Annotated in this window: 18 protein-coding genes; 8 read left to right on the top strand and 10 right to left on the bottom strand. The window is 72.7% G+C overall.

Going from position 1 to position 24,419, the window contains the following annotated elements; genetic code table 11:
* Window positions 1–38: 38 nt before the first annotated feature.
* Window positions 39–3,905: a replicative DNA helicase gene (locus ACF0H8_RS02440; protein WP_395287408.1), complete on the bottom strand. Its 3,867-nt coding sequence runs from the start codon at window positions 3,903–3,905 to the stop codon at window positions 39–41.
* 310 nt (window positions 3,906–4,215) lie between these two features.
* Between ACF0H8_RS02440 and ACF0H8_RS02435 the strand changes: the two genes are divergently transcribed.
* Entirely contained in the window at window positions 4,216–5,598 is a 1,383-nt protein-coding gene (locus tag ACF0H8_RS02435; RefSeq protein WP_395287407.1) for an MATE family efflux transporter, read from the top strand.
* Between the two features lie 111 nt (window positions 5,599–5,709).
* Window positions 5,710–6,198 carry a VOC family protein gene (locus tag ACF0H8_RS02430; protein WP_395287406.1) on the top strand — a complete coding sequence of 163 codons (489 nt, stop codon included), beginning with the start codon at window positions 5,710–5,712 and terminating at the stop codon, window positions 6,196–6,198.
* Between the two features lie 89 nt (window positions 6,199–6,287).
* Here ACF0H8_RS02430 and ACF0H8_RS02425 read toward each other — a convergent pair whose 3' ends face one another.
* The 8 genes from ACF0H8_RS02425 to ACF0H8_RS02390 form a co-directional block, all read right to left on the bottom strand.
* Window positions 6,288–8,759 carry a hypothetical protein gene (locus ACF0H8_RS02425; protein WP_395287405.1) on the bottom strand — a complete coding sequence of 824 codons (2,472 nt, stop codon included), beginning with the start codon at window positions 8,757–8,759 and terminating at the stop codon, window positions 6,288–6,290.
* 69 nt (window positions 8,760–8,828) lie between these two features.
* Window positions 8,829–9,533, bottom strand: coding sequence for a peptidoglycan-binding protein (locus ACF0H8_RS02420; protein WP_395287404.1), 705 nt, complete (start codon window positions 9,531–9,533; stop codon window positions 8,829–8,831).
* A gap of 307 nt (window positions 9,534–9,840) precedes the next feature.
* Window positions 9,841–10,248: a VOC family protein gene (locus ACF0H8_RS02415; RefSeq protein ID WP_395287403.1), complete on the bottom strand. Its 408-nt coding sequence runs from the start codon at window positions 10,246–10,248 to the stop codon at window positions 9,841–9,843.
* 185 nt (window positions 10,249–10,433) lie between these two features.
* Window positions 10,434–10,886: a 50S ribosomal protein L9 gene (gene rplI / locus ACF0H8_RS02410; protein ID WP_395287402.1), complete on the bottom strand. Its 453-nt coding sequence runs from the start codon at window positions 10,884–10,886 to the stop codon at window positions 10,434–10,436.
* Window positions 10,887–10,901: 15 nt separating this feature from the next.
* Window positions 10,902–11,138, bottom strand: a complete 237-nt coding sequence (rpsR, locus tag ACF0H8_RS02405) for a 30S ribosomal protein S18 (protein WP_123915777.1) — start codon at window positions 11,136–11,138, stop codon at window positions 10,902–10,904.
* A 57-nt stretch (window positions 11,139–11,195) separates the two neighbouring features.
* Complete coding sequence (locus ACF0H8_RS02400) at window positions 11,196–11,741, bottom strand: single-stranded DNA-binding protein (RefSeq protein ID WP_395287401.1); 546 nt, start codon at window positions 11,739–11,741, stop codon at window positions 11,196–11,198.
* A gap of 46 nt (window positions 11,742–11,787) precedes the next feature.
* Window positions 11,788–12,078 carry a 30S ribosomal protein S6 gene (rpsF, locus tag ACF0H8_RS02395; RefSeq protein WP_395287400.1) on the bottom strand — a complete coding sequence of 97 codons (291 nt, stop codon included), beginning with the start codon at window positions 12,076–12,078 and terminating at the stop codon, window positions 11,788–11,790.
* Between the two features lie 275 nt (window positions 12,079–12,353).
* Window positions 12,354–14,849 (bottom strand): transglycosylase domain-containing protein, encoded by a 2,496-nt coding sequence (locus tag ACF0H8_RS02390; RefSeq protein WP_395287399.1) that lies wholly within the window; start codon window positions 14,847–14,849, stop codon window positions 12,354–12,356.
* 304 nt (window positions 14,850–15,153) lie between these two features.
* Between ACF0H8_RS02390 and ACF0H8_RS02385 the strand changes: the two genes are divergently transcribed.
* The 5 genes from ACF0H8_RS02385 to ACF0H8_RS02365 all read left to right on the top strand — a co-directional run bounded on the left by ACF0H8_RS02385 (window position 15,154) and on the right by ACF0H8_RS02365 (window position 19,610).
* The gene (locus ACF0H8_RS02385; protein WP_395287398.1) at window positions 15,154–15,990 is read left to right on the top strand and encodes a PadR family transcriptional regulator; all 837 of its coding nucleotides are present in this window, start codon (window positions 15,154–15,156) and stop codon (window positions 15,988–15,990) included.
* On the top strand, window positions 15,987–17,066 hold the full coding sequence (locus tag ACF0H8_RS02380; RefSeq protein WP_395287397.1) for an inositol-3-phosphate synthase: 1,080 nt from the start codon (window positions 15,987–15,989) through the stop codon (window positions 17,064–17,066). The genes ACF0H8_RS02385 and ACF0H8_RS02380 overlap by 4 nt, the downstream gene beginning before the upstream one ends.
* A 143-nt stretch (window positions 17,067–17,209) precedes the next feature.
* The gene (locus ACF0H8_RS02375; RefSeq protein ID WP_395287396.1) at window positions 17,210–18,364 is read left to right on the top strand and encodes a hypothetical protein; all 1,155 of its coding nucleotides are present in this window, start codon (window positions 17,210–17,212) and stop codon (window positions 18,362–18,364) included.
* 92 nt (window positions 18,365–18,456) lie between these two features.
* The gene (locus tag ACF0H8_RS02370) at window positions 18,457–19,314 is read left to right on the top strand and encodes a hypothetical protein (RefSeq protein WP_395287395.1); all 858 of its coding nucleotides are present in this window, start codon (window positions 18,457–18,459) and stop codon (window positions 19,312–19,314) included.
* A 125-nt stretch (window positions 19,315–19,439) separates the two neighbouring features.
* The gene (locus tag ACF0H8_RS02365) at window positions 19,440–19,610 is read left to right on the top strand and encodes a hypothetical protein (protein WP_395287394.1); all 171 of its coding nucleotides are present in this window, start codon (window positions 19,440–19,442) and stop codon (window positions 19,608–19,610) included.
* A 193-nt stretch (window positions 19,611–19,803) separates the two neighbouring features.
* Here the strand turns inward: ACF0H8_RS02365 and ACF0H8_RS02360 are convergent, their stop codons facing one another.
* On the bottom strand, window positions 19,804–22,602 hold the full coding sequence (locus tag ACF0H8_RS02360; protein WP_395287393.1) for a cation-translocating P-type ATPase: 2,799 nt from the start codon (window positions 22,600–22,602) through the stop codon (window positions 19,804–19,806).
* A 332-nt stretch (window positions 22,603–22,934) separates the two neighbouring features.
* Between ACF0H8_RS02360 and ACF0H8_RS02355 the strand changes: the two genes are divergently transcribed.
* On the top strand, window positions 22,935–24,245 hold the full coding sequence (locus tag ACF0H8_RS02355; protein WP_395287392.1) for an MFS transporter: 1,311 nt from the start codon (window positions 22,935–22,937) through the stop codon (window positions 24,243–24,245).
* Window positions 24,246–24,419 lie beyond the last annotated feature (174 nt).

Genomic DNA, 24,419 nt, shown 5'->3' with positions numbered 1-24,419 from the left:
ACTGCCTAAATTGCAGGAACAACGAACCCTCGGCACAACTACCGCGCCATGTCGACGAATCGCGAGTAGTGCCCCTGGAATGCCACCGTCACGGTGTCCGTCGGACCATTACGGTGTTTCGCCACGATGATGTCTGCCTCTCCCGCTCGCGGCGACTCCTTCTCGTAGGCGTCCTCGCGGTGCAGGAGCATCACCACGTCAGCGTCCTGCTCCAGGCTGTTGTGCACGGCAATGCCGTTGGCGATGAAGTTATGGCTCCCGGCGACCGTCGCGTCGAAAACCTTCTCCTCTCCAACAGGCTCAATCGAGACGATGCGGTCCCACAGCAAGTCGTTGACGGCCATCATCTCGAGGTCGTCGCTCTCGAGCACCGCGGCAATCCGTCCCAGCCGCTCCCGTGACGGCGCCGTCGTGAACAGCGTGCTGCCGCAATACTGCGTGCCGAGCGCGGCTTGGAAGGCGCGGTGGGTCATGCCTTGCTCGGTCAGGACGCGGCGCACGTCGTGCCACACCTCAAGCGGCACCGTGTCGACGTTGGTGTTGGCCTTGATGTCTCTGATCCGTTCGAGGAGCACGGCCGCGGTTCGTCCTCGCTCACCATGCACGCCGATCCGCTCGAGGAAGACGCGCTTCTCCTCGAGCCCGGAGACGTCTACTGCGTACCCGGGCGGATAACCCGGCTTCGTCGCGGAGCTGATCCGCGCGTCGATCCCGAAGCGCAGCAGCAGGTTCGCCACGCCGTCGGCGAGACGGCGGGAGGTGGTCGCGTAGTACACGCGCCCGGCCCGGCCGTTCGGGTGCAGCACGATCGAGCCGTCGGTAGCCCACAGATGGCGCAGGAAGAGCGCGATCTGCCGCTTGGGGAGGTGGAACACCTCATCGGGGATGAACTTCTCGTGGCTGCGCATCCCGAACAGGCCGAACCCGTCCAGCCACTCGGCGATGGGGTGGCTCTTGCCATGCGTGAGCCGATGGGGCGCCGGCAGGCGCAGCGTGGCGCAACGGGCCGCCGCGTAGTCGTCTCGCACAGGGGTAATCCCAAAGACCGTCGCGGCGTCCTGCACCGCAGCGAGATTCTGCTCGTCGATCGACGCGTACCTGATCGGCTGGCGCCGGACGAAAGAGCCGTCGCCAAGCAGGTGAGCAAGCATGACGACCTTCCGGTCGTCCCAGTCGGCCTCGTGATCAGGCGCCGGCACGTGTCGTGGCACACCGATTCGGGAGCCCACCTGAAGCTCCTCCAGCGCGGTCCACCCGGTGTAGGTGAGGAAGGGATGGTTCCCCGTGGCCGTGATCTCCCGGCCCGAGGCGAGCTTCATCCGGAAGACCGGCTTGACCCCGGTGGAGAAGACCGACGTGATGTGGCGTCGCACGTACTTCAGGCGGTCGTCCAGGGCCCACACCGGCAGGTCCTTCCCGCCGGAGAGGAACAGTTCCCCCATGGTGACCTCGGCGCCGGTGTCGGCGCGCATCACGCGCGTGTCCGCCGTGAGGCAGCCCGACTCACGAAGGTCCGACATCATCGGCTTCTTGTCGGTGCGCTGCTCAGGACCACGGTTCAGCTGGGCCACGGCGATGACCGGCACCTCCACCTCCTTGGCCAGCAGCTTGAGCGCGCGGGAGAACTCCGACACCTCCTGCTGGCGGGACTCGACGCGCTTGCCGGAGGTCATCAGCTGGAGATAGTCGACGACCACGAGCTTCAGGTCGTGCTTCTGCTTGAGCCGGCGGCACTTGGCGCGGATCTCCATCAGCGACATGTTGGGGCTGTCGTCGATGAACAGCGGCGCCTCGGACACCCGGCTCATGGCGGTGGCCATGCGGGTCCAGTCCTCCTCGCGCATGGTGCCCTTGCGCATGTTCTGCAGCGGGACCTGCGCCTCGGCGGAGAGCAGACGCATGGTCAGCTCGGTGCGGCCCATCTCCAGGGAGAAGATGACCGACGTCTGGCCGTTCTTGATCGACGCCGATCGGCAGATGTCCAGGGCGAGGGTCGAGTTGTGGGTGGGGATCATCGCCCGTGAGGCCAGGTACAGGTGACTCGGATGGTCGATCTGCACGCACCTGACCGGCACGCTCTCCACCCGACGGACCCTCGTGATGAACCGCGAGGTACGCCGCGGGGTCGCCGACCGTCGCCGCTCTCGCTGCGCGCGCTGCTTGCGCGCGAGCCTGAACACCTCGTCGTCGGTGGTGAAGGTGATGGTGTATGCGGTGGAGGTCTCCGCGTGGCGACCGTGCACGGTCTTCTCGGACCACCCTGTGCGGTACCCCAGGCTGTGGACGAGCTCCCGGAAGTCCTCCGCGAGCCGCCGGCTCCTCACTGCAAACTGCACGGACCCGGTGGGATTCACGGTGCCGTCGGTGTCGAGCAGGCCGGCGAGGAGCGCACGCCGCTGGCTCACGCCGGCCCGCAGGTACAGGGACGGGATGTGCTTGTTACCGAGCACGCCCAGAGTGCGGAGCTGGGCCTGGACGTTTCCCCGGTCCCGCCAGCACGGCATGCACAGCCGGGCGGACGCGGTGGAGGTCGGGCCGCCGCAGTGGGTACACCTCCACCCGCCCCGCCTCGCGGGCCGGTCGTGCGGCGCCAAGGATGCCTGAGCGATGGTGGTGGTCGCGGGCCGGCCCGCGACCATCGTGGGACGTGCCCGCCCGGGGACCTCCGGGTCCCGCGGAAGGCCGATGGAGAAATTGAGTGCGGCACCGGCCCGCACCACGTAGCCCGCGGAACGCACGAACGCCGGGATCTCCGCGTCGGCTGAGGTGAACCGGGCGCCGGCGCTGTGCCCGTCGCCGAGCCACACCCCGAGCACGTAGGGGTCGATCGGCAGGGCGGCCGCGGGCAGCTCGAGGGGCTTGGCGTTGGTGACGCAGTGGTTGAGGCGGCGATCGACGGTCTCGCAGCGCAGCGTCCGCGCGATCTCCTCGGTGGTGCGCACCTCGGCGAAGGTTCGCTGGTTGCGGTACCTGTTGTAGCCCGTTGCTGCGGCCTGCGCGGACTTGCGCGACGCCCGCGTCTCGGTGAGCCACTGGTGCTGCGCGTCCGCGACGATGGTGGTGCCGTCGTCGAAGGTGACCTCGAAGCAGGGACGGTCCACCATGACCTCGGTGGCCGCCACCACCCTCGTGGGGGTGCCGTCCGCGGCGATGAGCTCGTCGCCGACCTGGACCTCCCCCATGGACGTCCACCCGGTGGGGGTGGGGAGGGGCGTGTCCAGCGCGAGCGCCTTCCCGATGGCCGGCCTGGCCGCGATGATGATCATCTGGCCGCCGTGCAGGCCGTTGGTGAGAGCGTCCAGATCGGTGAACCCCGTCGGCACACCGGTCATGCCCTCGCCCCGGTCGGCGGCGCGCTCGATCTCCTCCATCGTCAGGTTGATCGTGTCCCGCAGCGGGACGTAATCCTCGCTGGTGCGCCGCTCGGTGACCGCGTAGACCTCGGCCTGGGCGTTGTTGACCAGCTCGTCGACGTCCCCGCCGTCGGTGGAGTACCCGAGCTGCACGATGCGGGTGCCGGCCTCGACCAGCCGGCGCAGCACCGCCTGCTCGCGCACGATGCGCGCGTAGAAGCCGGCGTTGGCGGCCGTGGGCACCGAGGAGATGAGCGTGTGCAGGTACGGCGCCCCGCCCACACGCGCGATCTCGCCCCGCTTGGTCAGCTCGGCGGCGACCGTGACGGCGTCGGCCGGCTCCCCCCGCCCGTACAGGTCGAGGATCGCCTCGTAGACCATCTCGTGCGCGGGCCGGTAGAAGTCGTTGCCGCGCAGCTCCTCGACGACGTCCGCGATGGCGTCCTTCGACAGCAGCATGCCGCCGAGCACGCTCTGCTCGGCGGCGATGTCCTGCGGGGGCGTCCGGTCGAAGCCCTCCCGACTACCTACCTGCTCGTCGACGAGAGACAACCGACCTCCTCAGCCCGCACCGCTCGCGGCCCCGAGGCCGCCACGGCACCGTTCTACCGCCACCCACCCACACGGGTCGGCGGGCGCGCACCGCGCCACGCGAACGGTAAGCCCACCCGGGGCCACCTGGGAAAACGTCCCTGTGCACGACCGGCCCCTATCCTGTGGACGGCGTGTGGACGCTATCCCCAGCGTTGTGCACAGCCGGTGGACAACTTTGTGGAGAAGGCCGCGCCGAATCGCGCGAGCGGGCGAATTTCCATCCCCGGGGCCGTGCACACAGTGTGGACAGAAAGAGGTCGGCGAATCCGTGGACGACACACCCGGGCGGGGCGGCAACCCTCCACTCGCCCCTGAGGCGGCGAGGCCCGCGGGCCGCGCCCTCGACAGGCAGATCCTCGCCCTGGCCGTGCCGGCCCTCGGGGCCCTGGTCGCCGAGCCGCTCTTCATCCTGGTCGACACGGCGATGGTCGGGCACCTGGGGACCGCCGAGCTCGCCGGCCTGTCGCTCAGCTCGACGCTGCTGACCACCGCCGTCGGGATCTTCATCTTCCTGGCGTACGCCACGACCGCCGCGACGTCCCGGCGTCTCGGTGCGGGCGACCGGGCCGGTGGCGTCTCGGCCGGCGTCGACGGCATGTGGCTCGCCGTCGGCCTGGGCGCCGTCACCGCCCTTGCCGCCTATCTGGCCGCGCCGTGGATCGTCGACGCCATGGGCGCCCCCGACGCGGTGGCGCCGCACGCCGTCGCCTACCTGCGCGCCTCCGCCCCCGGGCTGCCGGGCATGCTGGTGGTCCTCGCCGCCACCGGGACGCTGCGGGGGCTGCTCGACACCCGCACCCCGCTGGTCGTCGCCGTCGCCGGAGCGCTGGCCAACGTCGCCCTCAACGCCCTGTTCATCTACGGGCTGGGGCTCGGCGTGGCCGGCTCGGGCCTGGGCACCGCCCTCGCCCAGACCGGGATGGGCGTGGCCCTCGGCGTGGTCGTGGTGCACGGCGCGCGGGCCCTGGGCGTGGGGCTGCGCCCGCATGCCGCCGGCATCTGGCGCAGCGCCCTCGCCGGCGCGCCGCTGTTCGTGCGCACCCTCACGCTTCGCCTCGCGATCCTGGCCACGGTGGCGGTGGCCACCTCCCTCGGGGCCGTCACGCTGGCCGGCTACCAGGTCGTCAACGTGATGTGGGGCCTGGCCGCGTTCGCGCTCGACGCCCTGGCCATCGCGGCCCAGGCGCTGGTGGGCCGTGGGCTCGGGGCGGGCGACGTCGGCCACGTCCGCGCCGTCATGCGCCGCTGCCTGCAGTGGGGCACGGGCGCCGGGGCGGTGCTTGGCCTGGTGTTCGCCGCCGGCGGGTGGTGGCTGGCGCCGCTGTTCTCCGCCGACGGCGACGTGCGCCTCGCCGCGGCCGTCGGGCTCGCGGTGGCGGGGGCGTGCCTGCCGATCGCGGGCTGGGTGTACATGCTCGACGGCGTCCTCATCGGCGCCGGGGACGGCCGGTACCTGGCGCGGGCAGGGGTCGCGACGCTGGTCGTGTACCTGCCGCTGGCGTGGGCGGTGCAGCGCTACGCGCCCGCCGGCGCCGCCGGCGAGGCCTGGCTGTGGCTGGCCTTCGGCGGCGCCTTCATGCTCGCCCGGGCCGCGACGACCGGGCTGCGGGCGCGGGGCACGGCGTGGATGGTGCTCGGCGCGCAGCGCTGACCGGAGCCGCTGTGTCGATCCCCGGACCGCTCGTTCGACGTGGGGGTGGAGCCGCCGTGGCACCGGCCCGGGGCTCCGACACCGTCCACAACGACGCCGAGGGAGCCGGCCGTGCAGAAGATCATCCCGAACCTCTGGTTCGACACCCAGGCCGAGGAGGCCGCGAACTTCTACATCTCCGTCTTCGGTGAGGGCCGGGTCAAGGAGATCACGCACTACGGGCCGGACATGCCGGGCCCGGAGGGCCAGGTGATGACCGTCGAGTTCGAGCTGCGCGGGCAGGAGTTCGTCGGCATCAACGGCGGCCCCGAGTTCCGGTTCACCGAGGCCGTCTCCTTCGAGATCCGCTGCAGGGACCAGGCGGAGGTCGACCACTTCTGGGACGCCCTGGTCGAGGGCGGCGAGCCCGGGCCCTGCGGGTGGCTGAAGGACCGCTACGGCCTGTCCTGGCAGGTCGTGCCGGAGGAGTGGTACGCGATGGCCACCGACCCCGACCCGGAGAAGGTCCGGCGGGCCATGAAGGCCATGCTCGCCACGCAGGGCAAGTTCGACGTCGCCACCCTGCGCGCCGCGTTCGAGGGCGCCGAGCAGCCCGCCTAGGTGCGGCGCCTCGGGCGGCCGCTCGACCCGCGGGTGCGGGCGCTGAGCAACCCGCCCAGGCGCGGCCTCGGCCCCACTCGACCGGCGGGTCAGGGCGTCGTGACGCCGCCCGTGGTGGGTGCCGGTTCGTCGTCCCCGGTCGTCGTGGGCGCCGGGGTGTCGTCCCCGGAAGGCGTAGGCGCGGTGGCGTCGTCCCCGGACGGCGTGGGCGTGGTGGCGTCGTCCCCGGTCGTCGCGGGCGCGGGCGTGGGGTCGGGCGCGACGCTCCCCGTCGGGCCGGCCGTGGGTGCGGGGGATGGAGAGTCGGTCGTGCCCGGTGCGCCGGAGGGGGACGATCCGTGAGTGGTGCCGGCCGTCGGCGCCGGCCGGGGAGTGGATGCCGCCCCGGTCGGCGCGGGCGAGGACGTGGGGCTGGGCGAGGTGCCCGATGAGGTCGGGGGCGAGGACGTGGGGGCATCGTCGGCGGGGAGGGCCGCGGGATCCTCGCGGATGATCTCGAGGATCCGCTCCTCGTAGGCGGTGAGCCTGGCCTGCAGCTCCGAGAGCGGCATGCCCTCGACGGAGGCGCCGAACGCCTGGATCTCGCGCCACAGCTCCTGGAGTTGCGCGGTGGTCGGGTCCTCCAGCGGTCCGGCGAGGGTGACGACGAGCTGGGTGGCCAGGGCGTGGGTGACGCACTCGACGCAGCTGTAGTTCACGGCCGCGGCGAGGTTCTGCGGCACCACGACGTCGGCCTGGCCGACGACCAGCACCACCTGGAAGGCCACGGCCACCGTCCGGCAATCGGTGCAGCTGGCCAGCGCGTAGGCCTCGTTGGTGTTCGCGACGGTCTCGTCGTCGGCCCAGACAAGGGCGAAGGCGACGTCGTAGAGCGTTCCGCCGTCCTCGGTGTTGACGGCGAGGGCCTGGTTGTCGCCCTCCGCCGGCGGCAGCGGCCGGTCGAACGGGAACACCCAGGTCGGCGCGGCGGGGGCGGCGGACGTTCCCGAGTCTGTCGAGGAACCCTGCGTCGCCGCGTCCGCGCCGCTCCGTGGGACGAGGACGACGGCGAGCGCGGGGGCGTCTGCGGCTGGCAGGGTCGTGCCGGCGGGCCACACGGCCTGCGCCTGGCCGGGCCTTCCCTCCACGAGGCCCGTGGGCGTCCCCCGGTCCAGGGTCACGGGCAGAGTCTCGAGCAGGGCGGCGGGCAGGGCGTCCTGGAGGGCGCCGCGCTCGTAGGCCTGGACCGGACGGTAGGTGCCCGGGGCCGGCCACCACGCCCAGGCCAGCCCGGCCGCCACGGTCAGCGCCGCGACGGCGGCCAGCGTGCGCCGTCCGGGCCGGCCCTCGGTGCTGCCCCAGGTGTGCTCGAGGACCTGGCGGACGGTGCGGCCGAGGAGGTAGACGACGCCGAGCACCGGCACGGCGATGGCCACGACGGCCAGCAGGCGGACCAGGGCGCCGGGCACGTCGCCGTCGCCGAGATGCTGACCCAGCAGGGCCGCCTGGTCGCGAAGGCTGTTCGCGGCCGTGCCGAGAAGCCTGGGCAGGGCCAGGACCATCAGCACGAGCGTGCCGAGCAGGACCGGGACGACGACCAGCACCCAGGCGGTGACCACGGCGCGCGCCCAGGGCTTGAGTGCCCCGGCCTCGGGGTCGTGCCACCGCCCTGGAAGCAGGGCCAGGAGCGTCGGCCTGATCCGGCGGTACAGGTCCGGGACGCCGGTGAGGTCCGCGAGGACGTGGTAGCCGTCGAACCGGACGATGGGCGCGAGCTGGCGCAGCATCTGCAGCACCTGGGTCGCGATGATCAGGAGGATGGCGTCCCACCGGCTCAGCCACCAGGCCCCGAACATCACGACGGCGATCACCGCGTTGAAGTACAACCCGCCGAGATCCGTACGGACGCGGCCGGCACGTCCGAGCCGGTAGCTGTCGGTCACGTCGGTGTAGAAGGCCGGCCAGACGAGGTAGAGGCCAGCGCCCATGGCACCGGGCCGCGCGCCGCCGTAGCGGGCCGCGGCCGCGTGCCCGACCTCGTGGAACCCCGCCGAGACCACCGTGAGGACGAAGACCACCAGCAGCAGGCCAGGCCTGTCGAATGCCTGGTGGGTGGCCGACCCCAGGCCCTTCTCCAGCAGCAGCCATGCGCAGACCGCAGCGAAGGCGAGGCAGACCAGGGCGACGACCACCGGCGCGAACAGCGCGGCGAACGGCGCGGTGAGCCGGTTGGTCACTTCTGGGTCGGAGACCACGTACTTGAACCGCAGGGCGAGCAGCGGGTTCGAACGTCTGAGCTCGGGCTCGGACCCGTCCGCCCGTCGCAGCACGCCGAGCGTGCGGAGCCGGTCGCACAGCGCCCGCACGTTGTCCGCCGTGACGGCACGGCTGACCTGCCGCCCGACGAGCTCGGCGATGTCGCCGTGGCTGCGCTCACCGTCGACCGCTGACAGGACCAGGTAGAGCAGCCGCGTCAGCTGGATGGTCTGCCCGTCCGAGCGCCGGACCAGGGCCGGCGGCTCGCGGTAGCCGGAACCGGCGACCTCGCCGAGCAGCTGGAGGCCGCTCGCGCGCGCGGGCACGCCGGGAGGCGGGCCCGTCCCCCCGGCGCCTCCCGGCGAGGTACTGACCTCGGTCGAGCTCACGGGGTCCTACTGCTCGATCTGCGAGCTCTGCTCGACCGTGGCCTGCGCGTCGGCGTCGATGTCCTGGGTGATGATCGCGTCCTGCTGGGCGACCGCGGTGGCCTGCGAGTCCACGGAACCCACGTTCGCCGCGACGGCGGCGTCGATCGGGGAGGCGACGTTGGCGTTCGCCGCGACCGCGCCGCCGATGGGGGCGGCCAGGTCGAGGTCGGCGGCGAGGTCGACGTCCACGTCGAGTAGGTCGCCGTCCAGGACCGACCCGGTGTCGGTGGGGTCCTCGACCTCCGTGTCCGACGGCGTCGTGGAGCCGGCCTCGTCGGTCGGGGCGGCCGCGCCGTCCGCGGGGGCGGCCGGGTCAGCCGTCGTCCCCGAGGTGCCCGCTCCGTCGGCGGCCTGATCGATCGTGCTGTCCTGGGTGCCCTCGGCCACGGCCTGGCCGGTGATGCCCTGGTCGACGATGACACCCTGGTCGGCCAGGGCCTGGGCCTCCGAGCCGGAGGAGAGGACGTTGGCGCCGACGGCGGCGTCGATCGGGGCGGCGACGTTGGCGTTCGCCGCCACGGCGAGGTCGATGGGCGCGGCGGCGTCGAGGCCCAGGTCGAGGTCGGCGTTGAGGTCCAGGAGGCTGATGACCTCCTTGTCGGGGAGTGCGGTGCCGGCCTCAGCCGCCAGCTCGTCGTCCGACAGCGGTGCGAGTTCTTCGTCGCTCATCGTTGCGCTCCTCCCGACGTGATGCGCTCACGCCTTTCGCTCGCGGGAATCCCGAAAAAGCATGCCCAAACTTGCAGGCCTCGCCGGGGTCCGCAACAGGAGCCGCCCGGCCGCCTCCGGGCCCGCCTGACGGGCGCCGCTCACCCACCGCGTCCAGGAGGCGCCGGCGACCACGGCCAGGTGCGGCACAGACCATGCCCGGCTAGGAAGGCCGCGCAAGTGGCGATCGGCCCCGCAAAACGCTCGCGGGCAATCGGGTCCCGTCGCGCAGCGGGACCGAGCCCGCCGCACGGCGGCGGCGCGGGGGCTACCCGGTCTCCGCCTGCCCGGGCGAGACCTCGGCGGAGTCCGCCGCCTCCTCCCACAGGCCCAGGCGGTTGCCCTCGGTGTCCTCGAAGTAGGCGTACCGGCCCATGCCGGGCATGGACTCGACGTCGCCGAGGCGCCGCCCGCCGTGCTGCTCCACGGCCACCAGGGCGGGCTCGATCCGGTCGACGGTGATGACGACGGTCGGCGGCTCGGGCGTGGAGCGCTTGTAGATGTCGCCGCCGATGACGCCGACCTCGCCCTCCTCCCCGCCCGGCTGGATGAACTCGACGTCCTCGTAGCCCTCGATGTCCTCGAAGGACCAGCCGAACACCTCGCCGTAGAACGTGCGGGCGCGGCCGACGTCCTCCGCGGGGATCTCGAAGTGCTGCACCTTTCCCGTTCCCATGCGCCCGGACGGTACGCGGGCGCCCCGGCGACACGCCAGGGGCGGAGACGCGGGCGGGGGGCGCAAGAGGCGGGACGACAGAGGCGGGACGACAGAGCCGGGACGCGGCGCGGGACAGCAAAGCGGCCCGGCCCCCGTGAGGGGACCGGGCCGCTGCGCGCTGCTGCCGGCCTGCCGGCGGAAGGTCACTTGGCCGGGACGACCGTGACCTCGAGCGTCGCCTGGACGTCCTCGTGCAGCCGCACGAGGACCTTGTGGTCGCCCAGGGACTTGATCGGGGTCGGGACCTCGATCTTGCGGCGGTCCAGCTGCGGGCCGCCGGCGGCCTTGACGGCCTCCGCGACGTCCGAGGTGGTCACGGCGCCGAACAGGCGGCCGTTGTCGCCGGAGCGCACCGCGATGGTGACCGGGTTGGCCTGGAGGCGGTCACGCACGTCGCGGGCCTCCTCGATCGTCGCGATCGCGCGGGCCTTGCGCGCCGCGGTGATCTGGTCGACCTGCTTCTGGCCGCCCTTGGTCCACTTCGTGGCGAGACCGCGCGGGACGAGGTAGTTACGGGCGTACCCGTCCTTGACCTCGACCACGTCGCCAGCGGTACCGAGACCGGAGACCTCGTGGGTCAGGATCAGCTTTGCCATTTCGGACTCCTAGTCTCAGCGAGCCGAGCTCGAGTACGGCAGCAGGGCCATCTCGCGGGCGTTCTTCACGGCCTTCGCGATCAGGCGCTGCTCCTGGACGGACACGCCGGTCACGCGGCGGGCGCGGATCTTGCCGCGGTCGGAGATGAACTTCCGAAGCAGCGCGGTGTCCTTGTAGTCGATGTTGTCGATCTTCCCCGCCTTGAGCGGGTTGGCCTTCTTCTTCGGCTTGCGAAGAACGGGCTTCGCCATGGTGGTGCTCCTCGATGATCGGCGCGGCGCCCGCGGGCGCTCACGTAAAGGTCTGACTTAGAAGGGGGGCTCGTCGTTGAACGCGCTCGAGCCGCCGCCCGTGGCCCACGGGTCGTCCGCCTGTCCGCCGCCGGGGGCGTCGTAGCCGCCCCCCTGCCGCGCGCCGGCGAAACCACCCTGCTGCTGGCCGCCGCCGAAGCCGCCCTGCTGGCCGCCGCCGAAGCCGCCGCCACCGCCGCGCGAGGCGCGGGTGACCTTGGCCGTGGCGTACCGGAGGGAGGGACCGACCTCGTCGACCTGCATCTCCACGACCGTGCGCTTCTCGCCCTCGCGGGTCTCGAAGGACCGCTGGACCAGCCGGCCCTGGACGATCACGCGGGTGCCCTTGGTCAGCGACTCGGCGACGTTCTCCGCGGCCTCACGCCACACCGAGCAGCGCAGGAACAGGGTCTCCCCGTCCTTCCACTCGTTGGCCTGGCGGTCGAAGGTGCGCGGCGTGGACGCCACGGTGAAGCTGGCCACGGCCGCCCCGGACGGGGTGAATCGCAGCTCGGGGTCCGCCGTCAGGTTCCCGACGACGGTGATGACGGTCTCTCCTGCCATGCTGTGCTCCCTGGTGGCTTGCGGTGGTGCTCGACCGAGCCGTGGCTCAGTGAGCGTCCGGGCGGATGAGCTTGGTGCGCAGGACGGCCTCGTTCAGGCCGAGCTGACGGTCGAGCTCCTGGGCCAGCTCCGGCGTCGTGTTCATGTCGACGACGGCGTAGATGCCCTCAGAACGCTTCTTGATGTCGTAGGCAAGGCGGCGCTTGCCCCAGATGTCGACCTTCTCGACGGTCCCGCCGCCGGTCTTGACGACCGAGAGCAGCTTGTCGAGCGACGGGGCGACCGTGCGCTCGTCGACCTGCGGGTCGAGGATGATCATCAGTTCGTAGCTACGCATGCTTGGTACCCACCTCCTCTGGACTCAGGCGGTCACGGTCTCTCCGTGACAGGAGGGTGATGCGTCGTCGGTCCCAGGCCGCGCGCGGATACGCGAGGACGTAGGACCAACGGGCAACCCTACCGTAGGGACGGGCGCCGACATGGCGCGAGCCTCGTCACAGCGTTGTGGACGACGGCGACGGCACGGTCGTCGAGCAGGACGCCTCCCGGAGGCAATCTCTCGCCGCACAAACGACGACGGCGGCACCGAAGTGCCGCCGTCGTCCTGATCAGCTACGACTCGTTGGGATCTCTGAAGTTGCCCAAAGCGTCGTTGTCACCACCGGGCTGCGACGTACCCGGCGTCCGTTGCCGCTGCGTCGTCGCGGCCTCCTGAGCATCCGGGATGTCGTTGCCGTTGGCGTCGGGATCCTGGCTGTCAGGGATGCCGTCTCCATCGGTGTCCGGCGCCGTGGGGGTCGGCGTGGGCGTGGGGGTCGGCGTCGGCGTGGGGGTCGGCGTCGGCGTGGGGGTCGGCGTCGGCGTAGGGGTCGGCGTCGGCGACGGCGTCTCGGTGGGCGCCTCCGTCGTCGGCTCCGGCGTCGGCTCGACCGTGGGCTCCGGCGCCTCGGTGACCCGCGGGCGCGGGCGCGACGTCGGCTCGGGGAAGTCCTCGACCTCCATGCCGTCGGTGGCGACCTCCATGTAGTCGTTCCAGATGCGGGCGGGCCACTGACCGCCGCCCATGTTCCTCGTCGAGATGTCCCCGAAGCCCTCCAGCGACTCCTCGCTGCCGTCCTCGGCCACCTGGTACATGTTCACGAAGGTCGCCAGCTGGGGGATGTAGCCGCCGAAGTTGGCCGACTTCAGGCCCGTCGAGGTGCCCGTCTTGCCCGCCACCGGCCGGTCGAGCAGCGCCGCCGCCGAGCCGCCGCCGTCCTCGACGACGGCCTGCATGGCGTAGGTGGCGTCGGCCATCACGTCGGCGTCGAACTCGCGCTCGCCCCGACCGGCGCCGGTGTAGACGACGTTGCCGTCGGTGTCGCGCGCCTCGGCCACGATAAAGGGGTCGTGACGCACACCCTGGGCGGCGAAGGTCGCGAACGCCGTCGCCATGTCGATGGCGCGGGGCGAGGCGGGGCCGAGCACGTTCGAGCCGTCGGCCACGAGGCCGGGGGTGTCCTCCGGCACTCCCGCCCGCACGGCGGCGTCGAGGGTGTTCTGAGGGCCGACGTCCTGGTTGAGCTGGACGTAGGCGGTGTTGATCGAGTCGGCGGTCGCCTCGATGAGGTTGACCCGGCCGTAGTTGCGGCCGTTGAAGTTCTCGACCTCCCAGCCACCCGGCATCTCGATCGTCGCCGGCGCGTTGTAGGTCTGGTACAGGGACATGCCCTGCTCGAGGGCGGCGATGAGCCCGAACGGTTTGAAGGTCGAGCCCGCCTGCGCGTGGCCCTGGGTGGCACCGTTCAGCGGCTCCGAGACGAAGTCGGGACCGCCGTACAGCGCCACGATCGCGCCCGACGAGGGGTCGATCGAGACGATGTTGACCTTGTTGTTGGCCGGCCGGTCGTCGGGGAGGTCGTCCACGGCCTGCACGGCGGCGTCCTGCTTGCGCTGGTCGATCGTGGTGACGATGTCCAGGCCCAGGGTGTCGATCTCGTCGTCGGTCATGCCGGCCCGGTCACGCAGCTCGGTGCGCACCATGTCCAGCAGGTAGCCGTTGGGCCCGCCGTAGGTGTTCTCGGTGTTCGGCTCGACAGCCTGCGGGTAGGCGGCGGAGTCGTACTCCTCCTGGGTGATGTGCCCGTCCTCGAGCATCAGGTTCATCACGCGCTGCCAGCGCTCCTGTGCCTGGTCCGGGCTGACGGCCGGGTCCCAGGCGCTGGGCGCGGGGATGATGCCGGCGAGCAGCGCCGACTCCGAGACGCTGAGCTCGGCGGCCGGTTTGCCGAAGTAGGCCTGCGCGGCCTTCTCGATGCCGTAGGCGCCGCGACCGAAGTAGATGGTGTTGAGGTAGTTCTCGAGAATCTCGTCCTTGGTCTGCGACTGGTCGATCTTCAGCGCGAGGATCGTCTCCTTGAACTTGCCCAGGTAGCTCGTGGTCGTGCCCGTGTAGTAGTTCTCCACGTACTGCTGGGTGAGCGTCGAGCCGCCCTGGGTGGGCAGGCCACGCACGTTGTTCCACAGCGCGCGCACGAGGCCCTTCGGGTCCACGCCGTTGTTCTGGTAGAACCGGCGGTCCTCGGAGGCGATGACGGCCTCGCCGACGTGCTCGGGCAGCGTGTCGAGCGGCACGGTCTCGCGGTCCACCTCCGAGAACGACCCCATGGGGGTCTCGCCGTCGGCGTAGTAGACGGTGGTCGCCTCGGCGAGGGCGAAGTCGTTGGGCTCGGGCACGTTGATGGTGGCGTAGGCGACGACGAACAGGCCCAGCACCGCGGCGATGCCGGTGAGGACGGTGCCGAGCACCACGCGCCAGCTGGGCAGCCAGCGCTGGATCGGGCCCTTGCCGGAGCGCGGGTAGTCGAAGAAGCCCTTCTTCTTCTGCGGGCGCTTCACCCCCGCGGCGCGGCTTGCGGCGGCGGCGCGGGCCGTGCCCGCGCCCTTGCCGGCGGGCTTGGCACCGCTGGGGCTGGCCTTGCCACGGCCGGCGGCGCCCCCGCGGCTGCCGCCGTTGGCGGGGCGCCCGGCACCGGAGCGGGCCGCGGAGCCGGCTCCGTCGCGTCCCGCGCCTGGGCGCGAGCCGTCGCCGGGCCGGCCCGTCGGGGACCAGTTGGGGGTGCGTGCCACGCAGGCCTGCCTTTCGCCGTGCCGCACCGAGGGCCGGCGCGGATAGGTGCGTTCCCGCAGAGCGCGCCACCGGCGCCTGGAGGCGCGGACGGTCGCTGCTGGGGCAGATCGTCCCTCAGTATGCGACAGCACCCCAACCTGCGCGCATGACGTGCGTCACCGCCGGCCGCCTTTGCCCGCCGTCGCGCGACACGATCCAGCGGCCGGATAGCGATCGATATATCGGTGCGATATATTCTCTCGCTATCACCGGGCGCCGCTGGCCCGGTGACCGCACCAGCGCCGCGCCGAAGGAGGGAGGCCGATGAGCCCACGGACGGAAGTGCTCGAGCTGGCCATCCTCGGCCGCCTGCGCGAGGCGCCCATGCACGGCTACGAGCTGCGCAAGCACCTCAACGCGGCCCTCGGCGCCTTCCGCACCCTCTCCTACGGCTCGCTGTACCCCGCCCTGCGGTCCCTGACGGAGCGCGGGCTGATCGCCACCGCCACCTCGGACGCCGCCGCCCCGCCCCTCGCCGGCCGCCGGGCGCGCATCGTCTACCGCATCACCGACGCCGGCGTCGCCCACCTCGAGGGCTCGCTCGCCACAGCCGGGCCAGCCGCCTGGGACGACGACGCCGCGTTCGACGTCCGCTTCACGCTCTTCGGGAGCACCGACGCCACCACCCGGCTGCGCATCCTCGAGGGCCGGCGCGCCCGGATGGTCGAGCGCATGGAGAACCTGCGGCAGTCCTTCGGCCGCACCGCGCGCCGCATGGACGCCTACACCGCCGAGCTGGCGCGGCACGGGCTGGAGCAGGTCGAGCGCGAGGTCGCGTGGCTGGAGCGGGTGATCGACACCGAGCGGGGCACCGCCGGCGCGCTGGACTACGACAGCATCGCGCGCCGGCCCGGGCAGCCGCCGACAAGACCTGGACCGGTTGACACCCCCGGACCGCCCGGGACCACCGGGCCGCCGGGGGCCACCGGGCCTCCGGGGCCACCGGAACCGGAGCAGCGGACCAACCCGCGGCCCGCGGGTCCGTCCGGACTCACCGGGCCGGGCTCGCCCCGGCTGCCCGACCACCCACCCGCGGACGCCGCCGGCGGACCCGCCACCTCCAGGAACGAAGCTGTCCAGATGAACAAGGAGCAAGCATGAGTGCTATCCGCGTCGCAATCGTCGGCGTCGGGAACTGCGCGTCCTCGCTGGTCCAGGGCGTGCACTTCTACGCCGACGCCGACCCCGAGAGCACCGTCCCCGGCCTGATGCACGTGCAGTTCGGCAACTACCACGTCCGCGACATCGAGTTCGTGGCCGCGTTCGACGTCGACGGCAAGAAGGTCGGCACCGACCTGTCCGAGGCGATCAACGCCAGCGAGAACAACACCATCAAGATCTGCGACGTGCCGCCGCTGGGCGTGACCGTCCAGCGCGGCCCCACGCTCGACGGGCTCGGCAAGTACTACCGCGAGACCATCGAGGAGTCCACCGCCGAGCCGATCGACGTCGTCGCCACCCTGCGCGAGACCCGCACCGACGTGCTGGTGTGCTACCTCCCCGTGGGCTCCGAGGACGCCGCGAAGTTCTACGCGCAGTGCGCCATCGACGCCGGTGTCGCCTTCGTCAACGCGCTGCCCGTGTTCATCGCCGGCACCAGGGAGTGGGCCGACAAGTTCACCGCGGCCGGCGTGCCGATCGTCGGCGACGACATCAAGTCCCAGGTCGGCGCGACCATCACGCACCGCGTGCTCGCCAAGCTCTTCGAGGACCGCGGCGTGCGGCTGGACCGCACCTACCAGCTCAACGTCGGCGGCAACATGGACTTCAAGAACATGCTCGAGCGCGACCGGCTGGAGTCCAAGAAGATCTCCAAGACCCAGGCCGTCACGTCGAACATGCACGGCCAGCTCGAGCCGCGCAACGTCCACATCGGCCCGTCCGACTACGTCGAGTGGCTCGACGACCGCAAGTGGGCCTACGTCCGCCTCGAGGGCACCACCTTCGGCGAGGTGCCGCTGAACCTGGAGTACAAGCTCGAGGTCTGGGACTCCCCCAACTCGGCCGGCATCATCATCGACGCCGTCCGCGCGGCGAAGATCGCCCTCGACCGAGGGATCGGTGGCCCCCTGCTCTCGCCGTCGTCGTACTTCATGAAGTCCCCGCCGGAGCAGCGGCCCGACGACCTCGCGCGCGAGTCCGTCGAGGCGTTCATCGCCGGCGACGTCGAGCGCTGAGGGCGCCGCGCCGCCGCCCCTGGGGGCCCCACCACGTCCGTGGCGGGGCCTCCCGCTTTATCGGTCGCGCAATTCCCCGTTCCGGTAGCGATTCGGACACACCCCTCCTAGTGTGTGACGTGCGCGACACCGGAAGGGGAGCGATGTCGACGTCCGAGCGCGACCACCAGGGCGACGCGGCGGCCAGCCGCCTCGCCCGGTGGGCCTCGCGCGCACTCCTGACCCTGGGCGGCGGCGTCGTCGCGGCACTCGCCGGAACGGCGCTGGCCTCACCCGCCGCTGCGGATGACGCTCCCTGGGAGCCGTCGGCAGCCGTCGGCCTCGTCGTCGAGGGCCAGGCGCCTGGAGACACCGAGGAGGTGGCGGCCGCGGTCTCCGACGACGTCGCGGCACCGGTCGCGGTGGCCGCCAACGCTGCTGAGGCCGCCGCTCCCGTCGTGCAGCACATGGCGGCTCCCGTGGTCCAGAGCCTTCCCGCCCGCGTCGGGGGCGGCACCTCGCCGGAGAGCGTCTCCCCCGCCGCGGACCAGGCGCAGGCTCCCGTGCCCGAGCAGGGCGCATCCCTCGCCGCGCCGGCCAGCACCGGTGCCGGCGTGGCCGCCAGCACCCCTGTCGCGGCCGTCACCACCCCTGTCGACGGCCTCGCGCATCCTCTCGCCGAGGACGCCGTCACCTTTGTGGCAGGCGACGTCCTGGCCCCCATGACGGAGGACGTCGTGGCCCCGGTGGCCCGCCCGCTCGTCACCCCCGTGGTCGACGAGGTCGTCCGGCCGCTGGGGGACGCGCGGGCGCCCCTGACGGACGCTGCCGTCAAGCCCGTGCAGCCCGCCCTGGACGCCGCACACCCTGCGGTGACCGAACCGCTTGGCCCGCCCGACGACGCCGTGGAGCACCCCGTCAGCCTGCGGCCGTTGGCGGCGCCGGGCGCTGCCGTAGACATCCCGCCATCCCTCCCGGGTGAGCCGGTCGGCCCCGGCACGCCCGTCCCGGTCGGGGATGCCGGGGTCACCGGTCTCCGGGGGATCGCGCCCGCCGCACAGGACCCCCTGGACCTGGCCGCGCTGTCGTCGGGGTCGGGGGCAGTCAGCGGCACGCCGGCGCCCGAGCCGGCGCCCGTCCACGCACCCCCCACCGCGCCGGGCTCGGGCACCGCGGCCGGCGCCGGTTCCCCCGCCGTGGACGGAACCGTGCCAGCCGGCCTGGGCGATCCCAGGGATCCGCTGCGCTCGCCGCGCCCCGAGCTGAACTTCTCGCGCTACCTCGACGTCCTTCTCCGCGTCGCCGTCTCTCCCGACTGACACAGGCAGGGCCGGCCGTCCCCGCCGGCATGCCGACATGCGCCCAGGCGCACCCGATGCTCAGTCAGGAGAAAGTGTCATGCACAAACGTCATGCGCACCTCACCGGCGACGTCGTCGACGACACCAACGTCGCCGCCCCGATCCACGCACCCGTCACCGTCGGCGCCATCGCCCTCGGCCTGGGCGACGCCAGCGCCGGCCCACCAGGCCGCCTCGACGGCCCGCGCCGAGACGGGCGAGGGCCAGCTCCCGCCCGTCGGCGCGGTCGAAGACCCGTCAGCGGGACTCCGCGGGACCGCCTGGTCCCCGCTCGACGACATCCTTGACGAGGCCACCCCCGCACCCCTGGCCGGGGCGGGCACCGCCAGCAACGCGCTCGACCCGATCCTCACCGCGGGCCAGCCCGCCCCGGCCGCGCAGGACTCCGGTACGGGCGACCCCGCCGACGACACCGAGGCCTCCGGCAAGGCGGCGTCCACCGCGGCCCTCGTGTCCTCCGAGCAGACCGGCTCGGCCGGGACCGCAGGGCCGGTAGGCGCGGACGCCGTCACCGCCGGCACGGCCACGACCTCCCCGTCGGTCGGGACCGCACCGGCGGCCGAGACCCGCCTGGCAGCGGGCTCCGGCGTGGCGCTGGGGAACGACACCCGCGTGTTCGGCGCCGCCGGCACGGTCGCCGGACAGCCCCATGCCGGGGCGGACGTGGCTGAAACCGCCGCGCCGATCACCTCGGCCGCGCCCGGCGGCCCGGCCGAGGAGCACCGTCCCACCACCTGCGTCCTCACCGCCGGTTCCGGTGTGAGCGGCCCGAGCGCCACCTCGGCGTTCGGGGGGACGAGCGACCCCGCCACGCCGCTGAACGGCGCGGGCGCGCTCGGGGTGGCGCTCGGCGCTCCGCTGCTGGCGGCGGTCGGCGGCCTCCTGCACCGCCGCCAGCTGGCGGCCTAGGACGCCACGCGAGGCCGGTGGCCCCCCGCCCCGCCCTCGCGCGGCCAGGTCCGCCGACGCCGTCGGCATCATGTCCCGGCGTGACGGCGGCAGGCCACCCAATCCAGGAAGGACGGAGACCGGCGATGTCCACGACAGCCGTGCCCCTGATCGACAAGCAGCTCAACATCAAGTGCCATGTGCTGGGTCACCACTGGCACGACGAGCGGATCGGCTTCAGCAACCTCTACCTCACGGCGTGCATGCGGTGCGGCGAGGTCGAGCACGAGGCCAGTTCGTTGACCCGTACGTCCTGACCCGCAGGTCCGTTCGAGCCACCGCCTGCACCACCGGTCCGGACCCCGTACCGGTGGTCGCCGTGGCGGTCCACCGAGCGCCCGGACCGGTCGCTCCCCCCAGCGGTCGGTCCGGGCTTCCGGGGCCCGGGCCGAGATTGCGAGCCCGGTGGTCAGCCCACCGGTCCTACGCTCATTCGACGTCCCGCGCCGCTCAGCCCCGGTGCGAGCGTCGCCGGCTGAAGGCCTTGCGGATCTCCTCCACCCACAGCACCGCGGAGGCGACGAGGGCGGCGAGGCCCCAGTGCTCCGGCGCGATCGCCGTCGTGCTGAAGAAGCCCTGCAGGAAGGGAACGTAAACGACCGCCACCTGCAGCACGAGGATGGCCGCGAGGGAGATCCACAGCGCGCGGTTGGTGAAGGTGTGCCGGGAGAACACCGACTCCTCGCGGCTGCGGACGTTGAGCAGGTTGAACACCTGGAACAGCACGAAGGTGGTGAACGCCAGCGTGCGGGCCTGCCCGGCGCCGAGCCCGGCCGACTCCGCCCAGGTGAGCACGCCGAGCGTGCCGGCGGCCATGACGGCGGCGGAGAGCACGATGCGCACGATCCGTGAGCGGAACAGGATCGGCTCGCCGACCGGGCGTGGCGGCCGGCGCATCACGTCCGGGTCCGGCCGGTCCAGGCCGAGGGCCATGGCGGGCGGGCCGTCCATGATGATGTTGACCCACAGCACCTGCAGCGCGGTGAACGGAGCGCCGCCGGCCACCCCGAGCAGCCCGGTGGCGAGGAAGATCAGCACGAAGCCCCACGCCGTGGCGATCTGGAAGCGCACGAACTTCACCACGTTGTCGTAGATCCCGCGGCCCTCGCGTACGGCCGCGACGATGGTGGCGAAGTTGTCGTCGGTCAGGATCATCTTGGCGGCGCCCTTGGACACCTCGGTGCCCGTGATGCCCATGGCGATGCCGATGTCCGCCTGCTTCAGCGCCGGGGCGTCGTTGACGCCGTCGCCGGTCATGGCGACGACGGAGCCGTCCGACCGCAGCGCGTCCACCATCCGGATCTTGTGCTCCGGGCTCACCCGCGCGAGCACGCCGTAGCGGGCCGCCCGCCGGGCGAGCTCGTCGTCGCCGAGCCGGTCCAGGTCGGCGCCGGAGACCGCCTCGCCGTCGATGCCGAGATCCTCCGCGATCGCCGAGGCGGTGCCGACGTGGTCGCCGGTGATCATGTGGACGGCGATGCCGGCGTCGTGCGCCTGGGCGATCGCGTCGCCCACCTCGGGGCGCGGCGGGTCGACGATGCCGACGAGGGCCAGCAGGGTCAGGTCGGTGACGTGGCCGTCCAGCTCCTCGGGCGTGGCCTCCGCGGCCGCGGCGGGGTCGACCTGGTCGGGCCCGAGGTCACGCTGCGCCACGGCCATGACCCGCAGGCCGCGCGCGCCGATGTCGGCGTTGAGCGTGGCCAGCCGCTCGCGCTGGGCGTCGTCCAGCGGGATCGAGCCCTCGGGGGTGTCCAGCCGGGAGCACCGGGAGAGGACGACGTCCGGGCCCCCCTTGGCGAACAGGCGGGTGCCGGCGCCGTCCTCCGGGACCGGGCCGCGCGCCCACTCCTTCAGCGCGGCGTCGGCGGCGCCGTCCCACCGGTGGAAGGTGGCCATGTACTTGCGGTCGGAGTCGAAGGGCACCTCGGCCGCGCGGGGCCAGTCCCGGCGGGCCGCGTCGACGTCGAGGCCGCCCTTGGCGGCGAGCACCACGAGCGCGCCCTCGGTGGGATCGCCGACCATCTCGCCGTCGTGCACGACGGCGTCGCTCGCCAGCGCCATGGCGAGCAGGGCGCCGCGGACGTCGGGCGCCGGGCCGTCGCCCGTCGGCCGGATCTCGCCGTCGGTGCTGTAGCCCTCGCCGGTGACCGTGAAGCGGCGCTGCTCGGCGAACAGCTCGCGGGCGGTCATCTGGTTCAGGGTGAGGGTGCCGGTCTTGTCGGTCGCGATGTGCGCCGTGGAACCCAGCGTCTCCACCGAGGAGAGGTTCTTGATGATCGCCCCGTGCCTGGCCAGGCGGGAGGCGCCCATCGCCAGGGTGAAGGCGACGACGGCGGTCAGCCCCTCGGGGATGGTGGCCACGGCGAGGGAGACGGCGGTGAGGAAGAGCTGCTCCAGCGACTGCCCGCGCACCAGCCCCAGGACGAACACGATCACGACGACAACACCCGCCACGACGCTGAGCAGCTTGGCCAGCCTCGCGATCTGGCGCTGCAGCGGCGTGGTGTCCTGCCCGGCGGTGCCGAGCATGCCGGCGACCCGGCCGATCTGGGTGCCCATGCCGGTCTCGGTCACGACCATGACCCCGCGGCCCCGGGTCACCGAGGTGCTCATGAAGCCCATGCCGTCGCGGTCCCCGAGGCTCGCGTCCGGCTCGTCCACGGCGGAGGCGTGCTTGGCCACCGGGGCGGACTCGCCCGTCAGCGCCGCCTCCTGGACCTCCATGCCGGCCGTCTCGACCAGGCGCCCGTCGGCGGGGACGACGTCGCCCGCCTCCAGCAGCACCACGTCGCCGGGCACGAGGTGCTCGGCGTCGACCTCTGCCACACGGCCGTCGCGGCGCACCCTGGCACCGGTGACCGTCATGTCCTGGAGCGCCTTGAGGCTGTCCTCGGCGCGCCGCTCCTGCACGAGGTTGAGCACCGCGTTGAAGACGACCACCACGAGGATGACGACAGGGGTCTCCCACTCGCGCGAGACCAGCGCGCTGACGAGCGCCGCGAGGATCAGCACGATCGTCATGGGTTCGGTCAGGAGCGCGACGACCTTCCGCCACAGCGGGGTGCCGGCCGCCTCGGCCAGCGCGTTGCGGCCGTGCTGCTCCAGGCGCCGTTCTGCCTCGGCGGCCGTAAGTCCCTGCCCGACGTCGACGCCGAGCTCCCCGGCCACGGCCTCCGGGCCCATGGTGTGCCAGTGCGGCGGTGGAGCGGCGTCCTTGGTCTCGGTCGCTTGGGGGCTGTTGGGACTCATCGGCGATCACTCACCTCGGTACGCGGCGTCTGCTTCCTCTTTCATGCTCTCCCCGCGGCCGCGGGACCGCGACGCCACGGAGCCCCGTCGGGGCCGTCGGATCGTTCACATGCCCGGCCGGGAACTTCCGGCCGTCGTCATCCGTTAGGGGCGGGCACGGGCTGCGACGGGTGCGAGGAGCGGGGCGAGGCGGGCCCGCCTGCGCCCCGGGGGCGGCGCCGGCCCGCGCCGGGGGTCGGATAGCCTGCAGCGGTGCCGAACCACCCCCTGCCGCGCGCCACGGCGCCGAGCGCCCGGCTCGGCGGGCCGGCCGCCCCGGCGGTGCTGCCGCGGTGAGCGTCCTGTCCGACCTGCGTACGGTCGCGGTGCACCGCGACTTCCGCAAGCTCTTCGCCGTCCGGCTGGTCTCCCAGTGCGGGGACGGCATGTTCCAGGTGGGCCTGGCGACCCTCTTCTTCTTCAACCCGCAGAAGATGGCGACCGCCTCCGGGGTGGCCGCGGCGTTCGCGGTGCTGCTGCTGCCGTTCACCGTCGTCGGCCCGTTCGCCGGGCCGCTGCTCGACCGGTGGCGCCGGCGCCAGGTGCTGCTGGTCGGCAACGCGGTGCGCGTCGGGCTGGCGCTGGTCATCGCCGTCCTCATGGCGACGGTCGGGGTGGGCCTGCCGGTGTACGTCCTGGCGCTGGTCACCCTCGGCGTCAACCGCTTCCTGCTCTCCGCGCTCTCGGCGGGCCTGCCGCGGGTGGTGCCCCGCGACCAGCTGCTCATGGCCAACACGCTGACGCCGACCCTCGGCGCGGTCTCCGCCGTCGTCGGCGCGGTGCTGGGCTTCCTCATCAACCTGCTCGCCCCCGCCAGCCCGGTCAAGGACGGCATCGTGCTGGCGACGGCGGCGCTGCTCTTCGGGGCGGCGTCGCTGCTGGCGCTGCGGCTGGGCCGCGACCAGCTGGGCCCCGCGCGCCGCTCGGACGCCGGGCAGCTGTGGCACGACGTCCGCTCGACCGCCGCCGACATGGTCGCCGGCGCCCGGTACCTCACGGCGCGGCGCACCCCCGGCATGGGGCTCGGCGTGATGGCCCTGCACCGGTTCCTCTACGGCATGAACTTCATCGCGCTGCTGCTCATCTCCCGCAACCTGCTCTCCGACCCGGCCGACGCCGACGCCGGGCTGGCCATGTTCGCCACGCTCACCGGGGTGTCCTTCGCGGGCAACGGCCTGGCCATCGTGCTGACCCCGATCGCCCACGAGCGGATGCGCCCGTCCAGCTGGATCGTGCTGTGCCTCGGCATCAGCGCCCTCAGCCAGGCGCTGCTGATGACCGCCCCGGACCTCCTGGTGATCGCAGTCGCCGCCGTGCTCATGGGGCTCGGCGTGCAGGGCGCCAAGATCGCCGTGGACACCATCGTCCAGCGCGACACCGACGACTCCTACCGCGGCCGGGCGTTCTCCCTCTACGACGTCCTCTACAACGCGGCGTTCGTGGCGGCGGCCGCGCTGGCGGCCTTCTCGCTGCCGGACACCGGCTGGTCCCGCGGCGTGTTCGCCGCGCTGACCGCGGTGTACGTGGCCGTCGCGCTCGCCTACCGCGCGGGCACGGCCCGGGTGCACGACAAGCCCGTGCCCGTCCTCGAGGCCGAGCGCTAACCCCCCGCCCCCCGCGCGAGATGTCAACCCCTCCGCGAGACGTCACTTCCTCCTCCAGAGCTCACGTCCTCCGGGGCGCAGACAATCACCCGCTCCAGATGGCCGGGCTCGCCCAGCCGCTGGTGCCGTCGCCGAGACGATGACGTGTCGAGGAGAAGATGACAGGTCGCGGAG

This window comes from Georgenia sp. AZ-5 (assembly GCF_043952095.1).
Classification (GTDB): Bacteria; Actinomycetota; Actinomycetes; order Actinomycetales; family Actinomycetaceae; genus Georgenia.
Note: the sequence above shows the minus strand (reverse complement) of the source record. Positions and strands in the feature narration are given on the sequence as shown.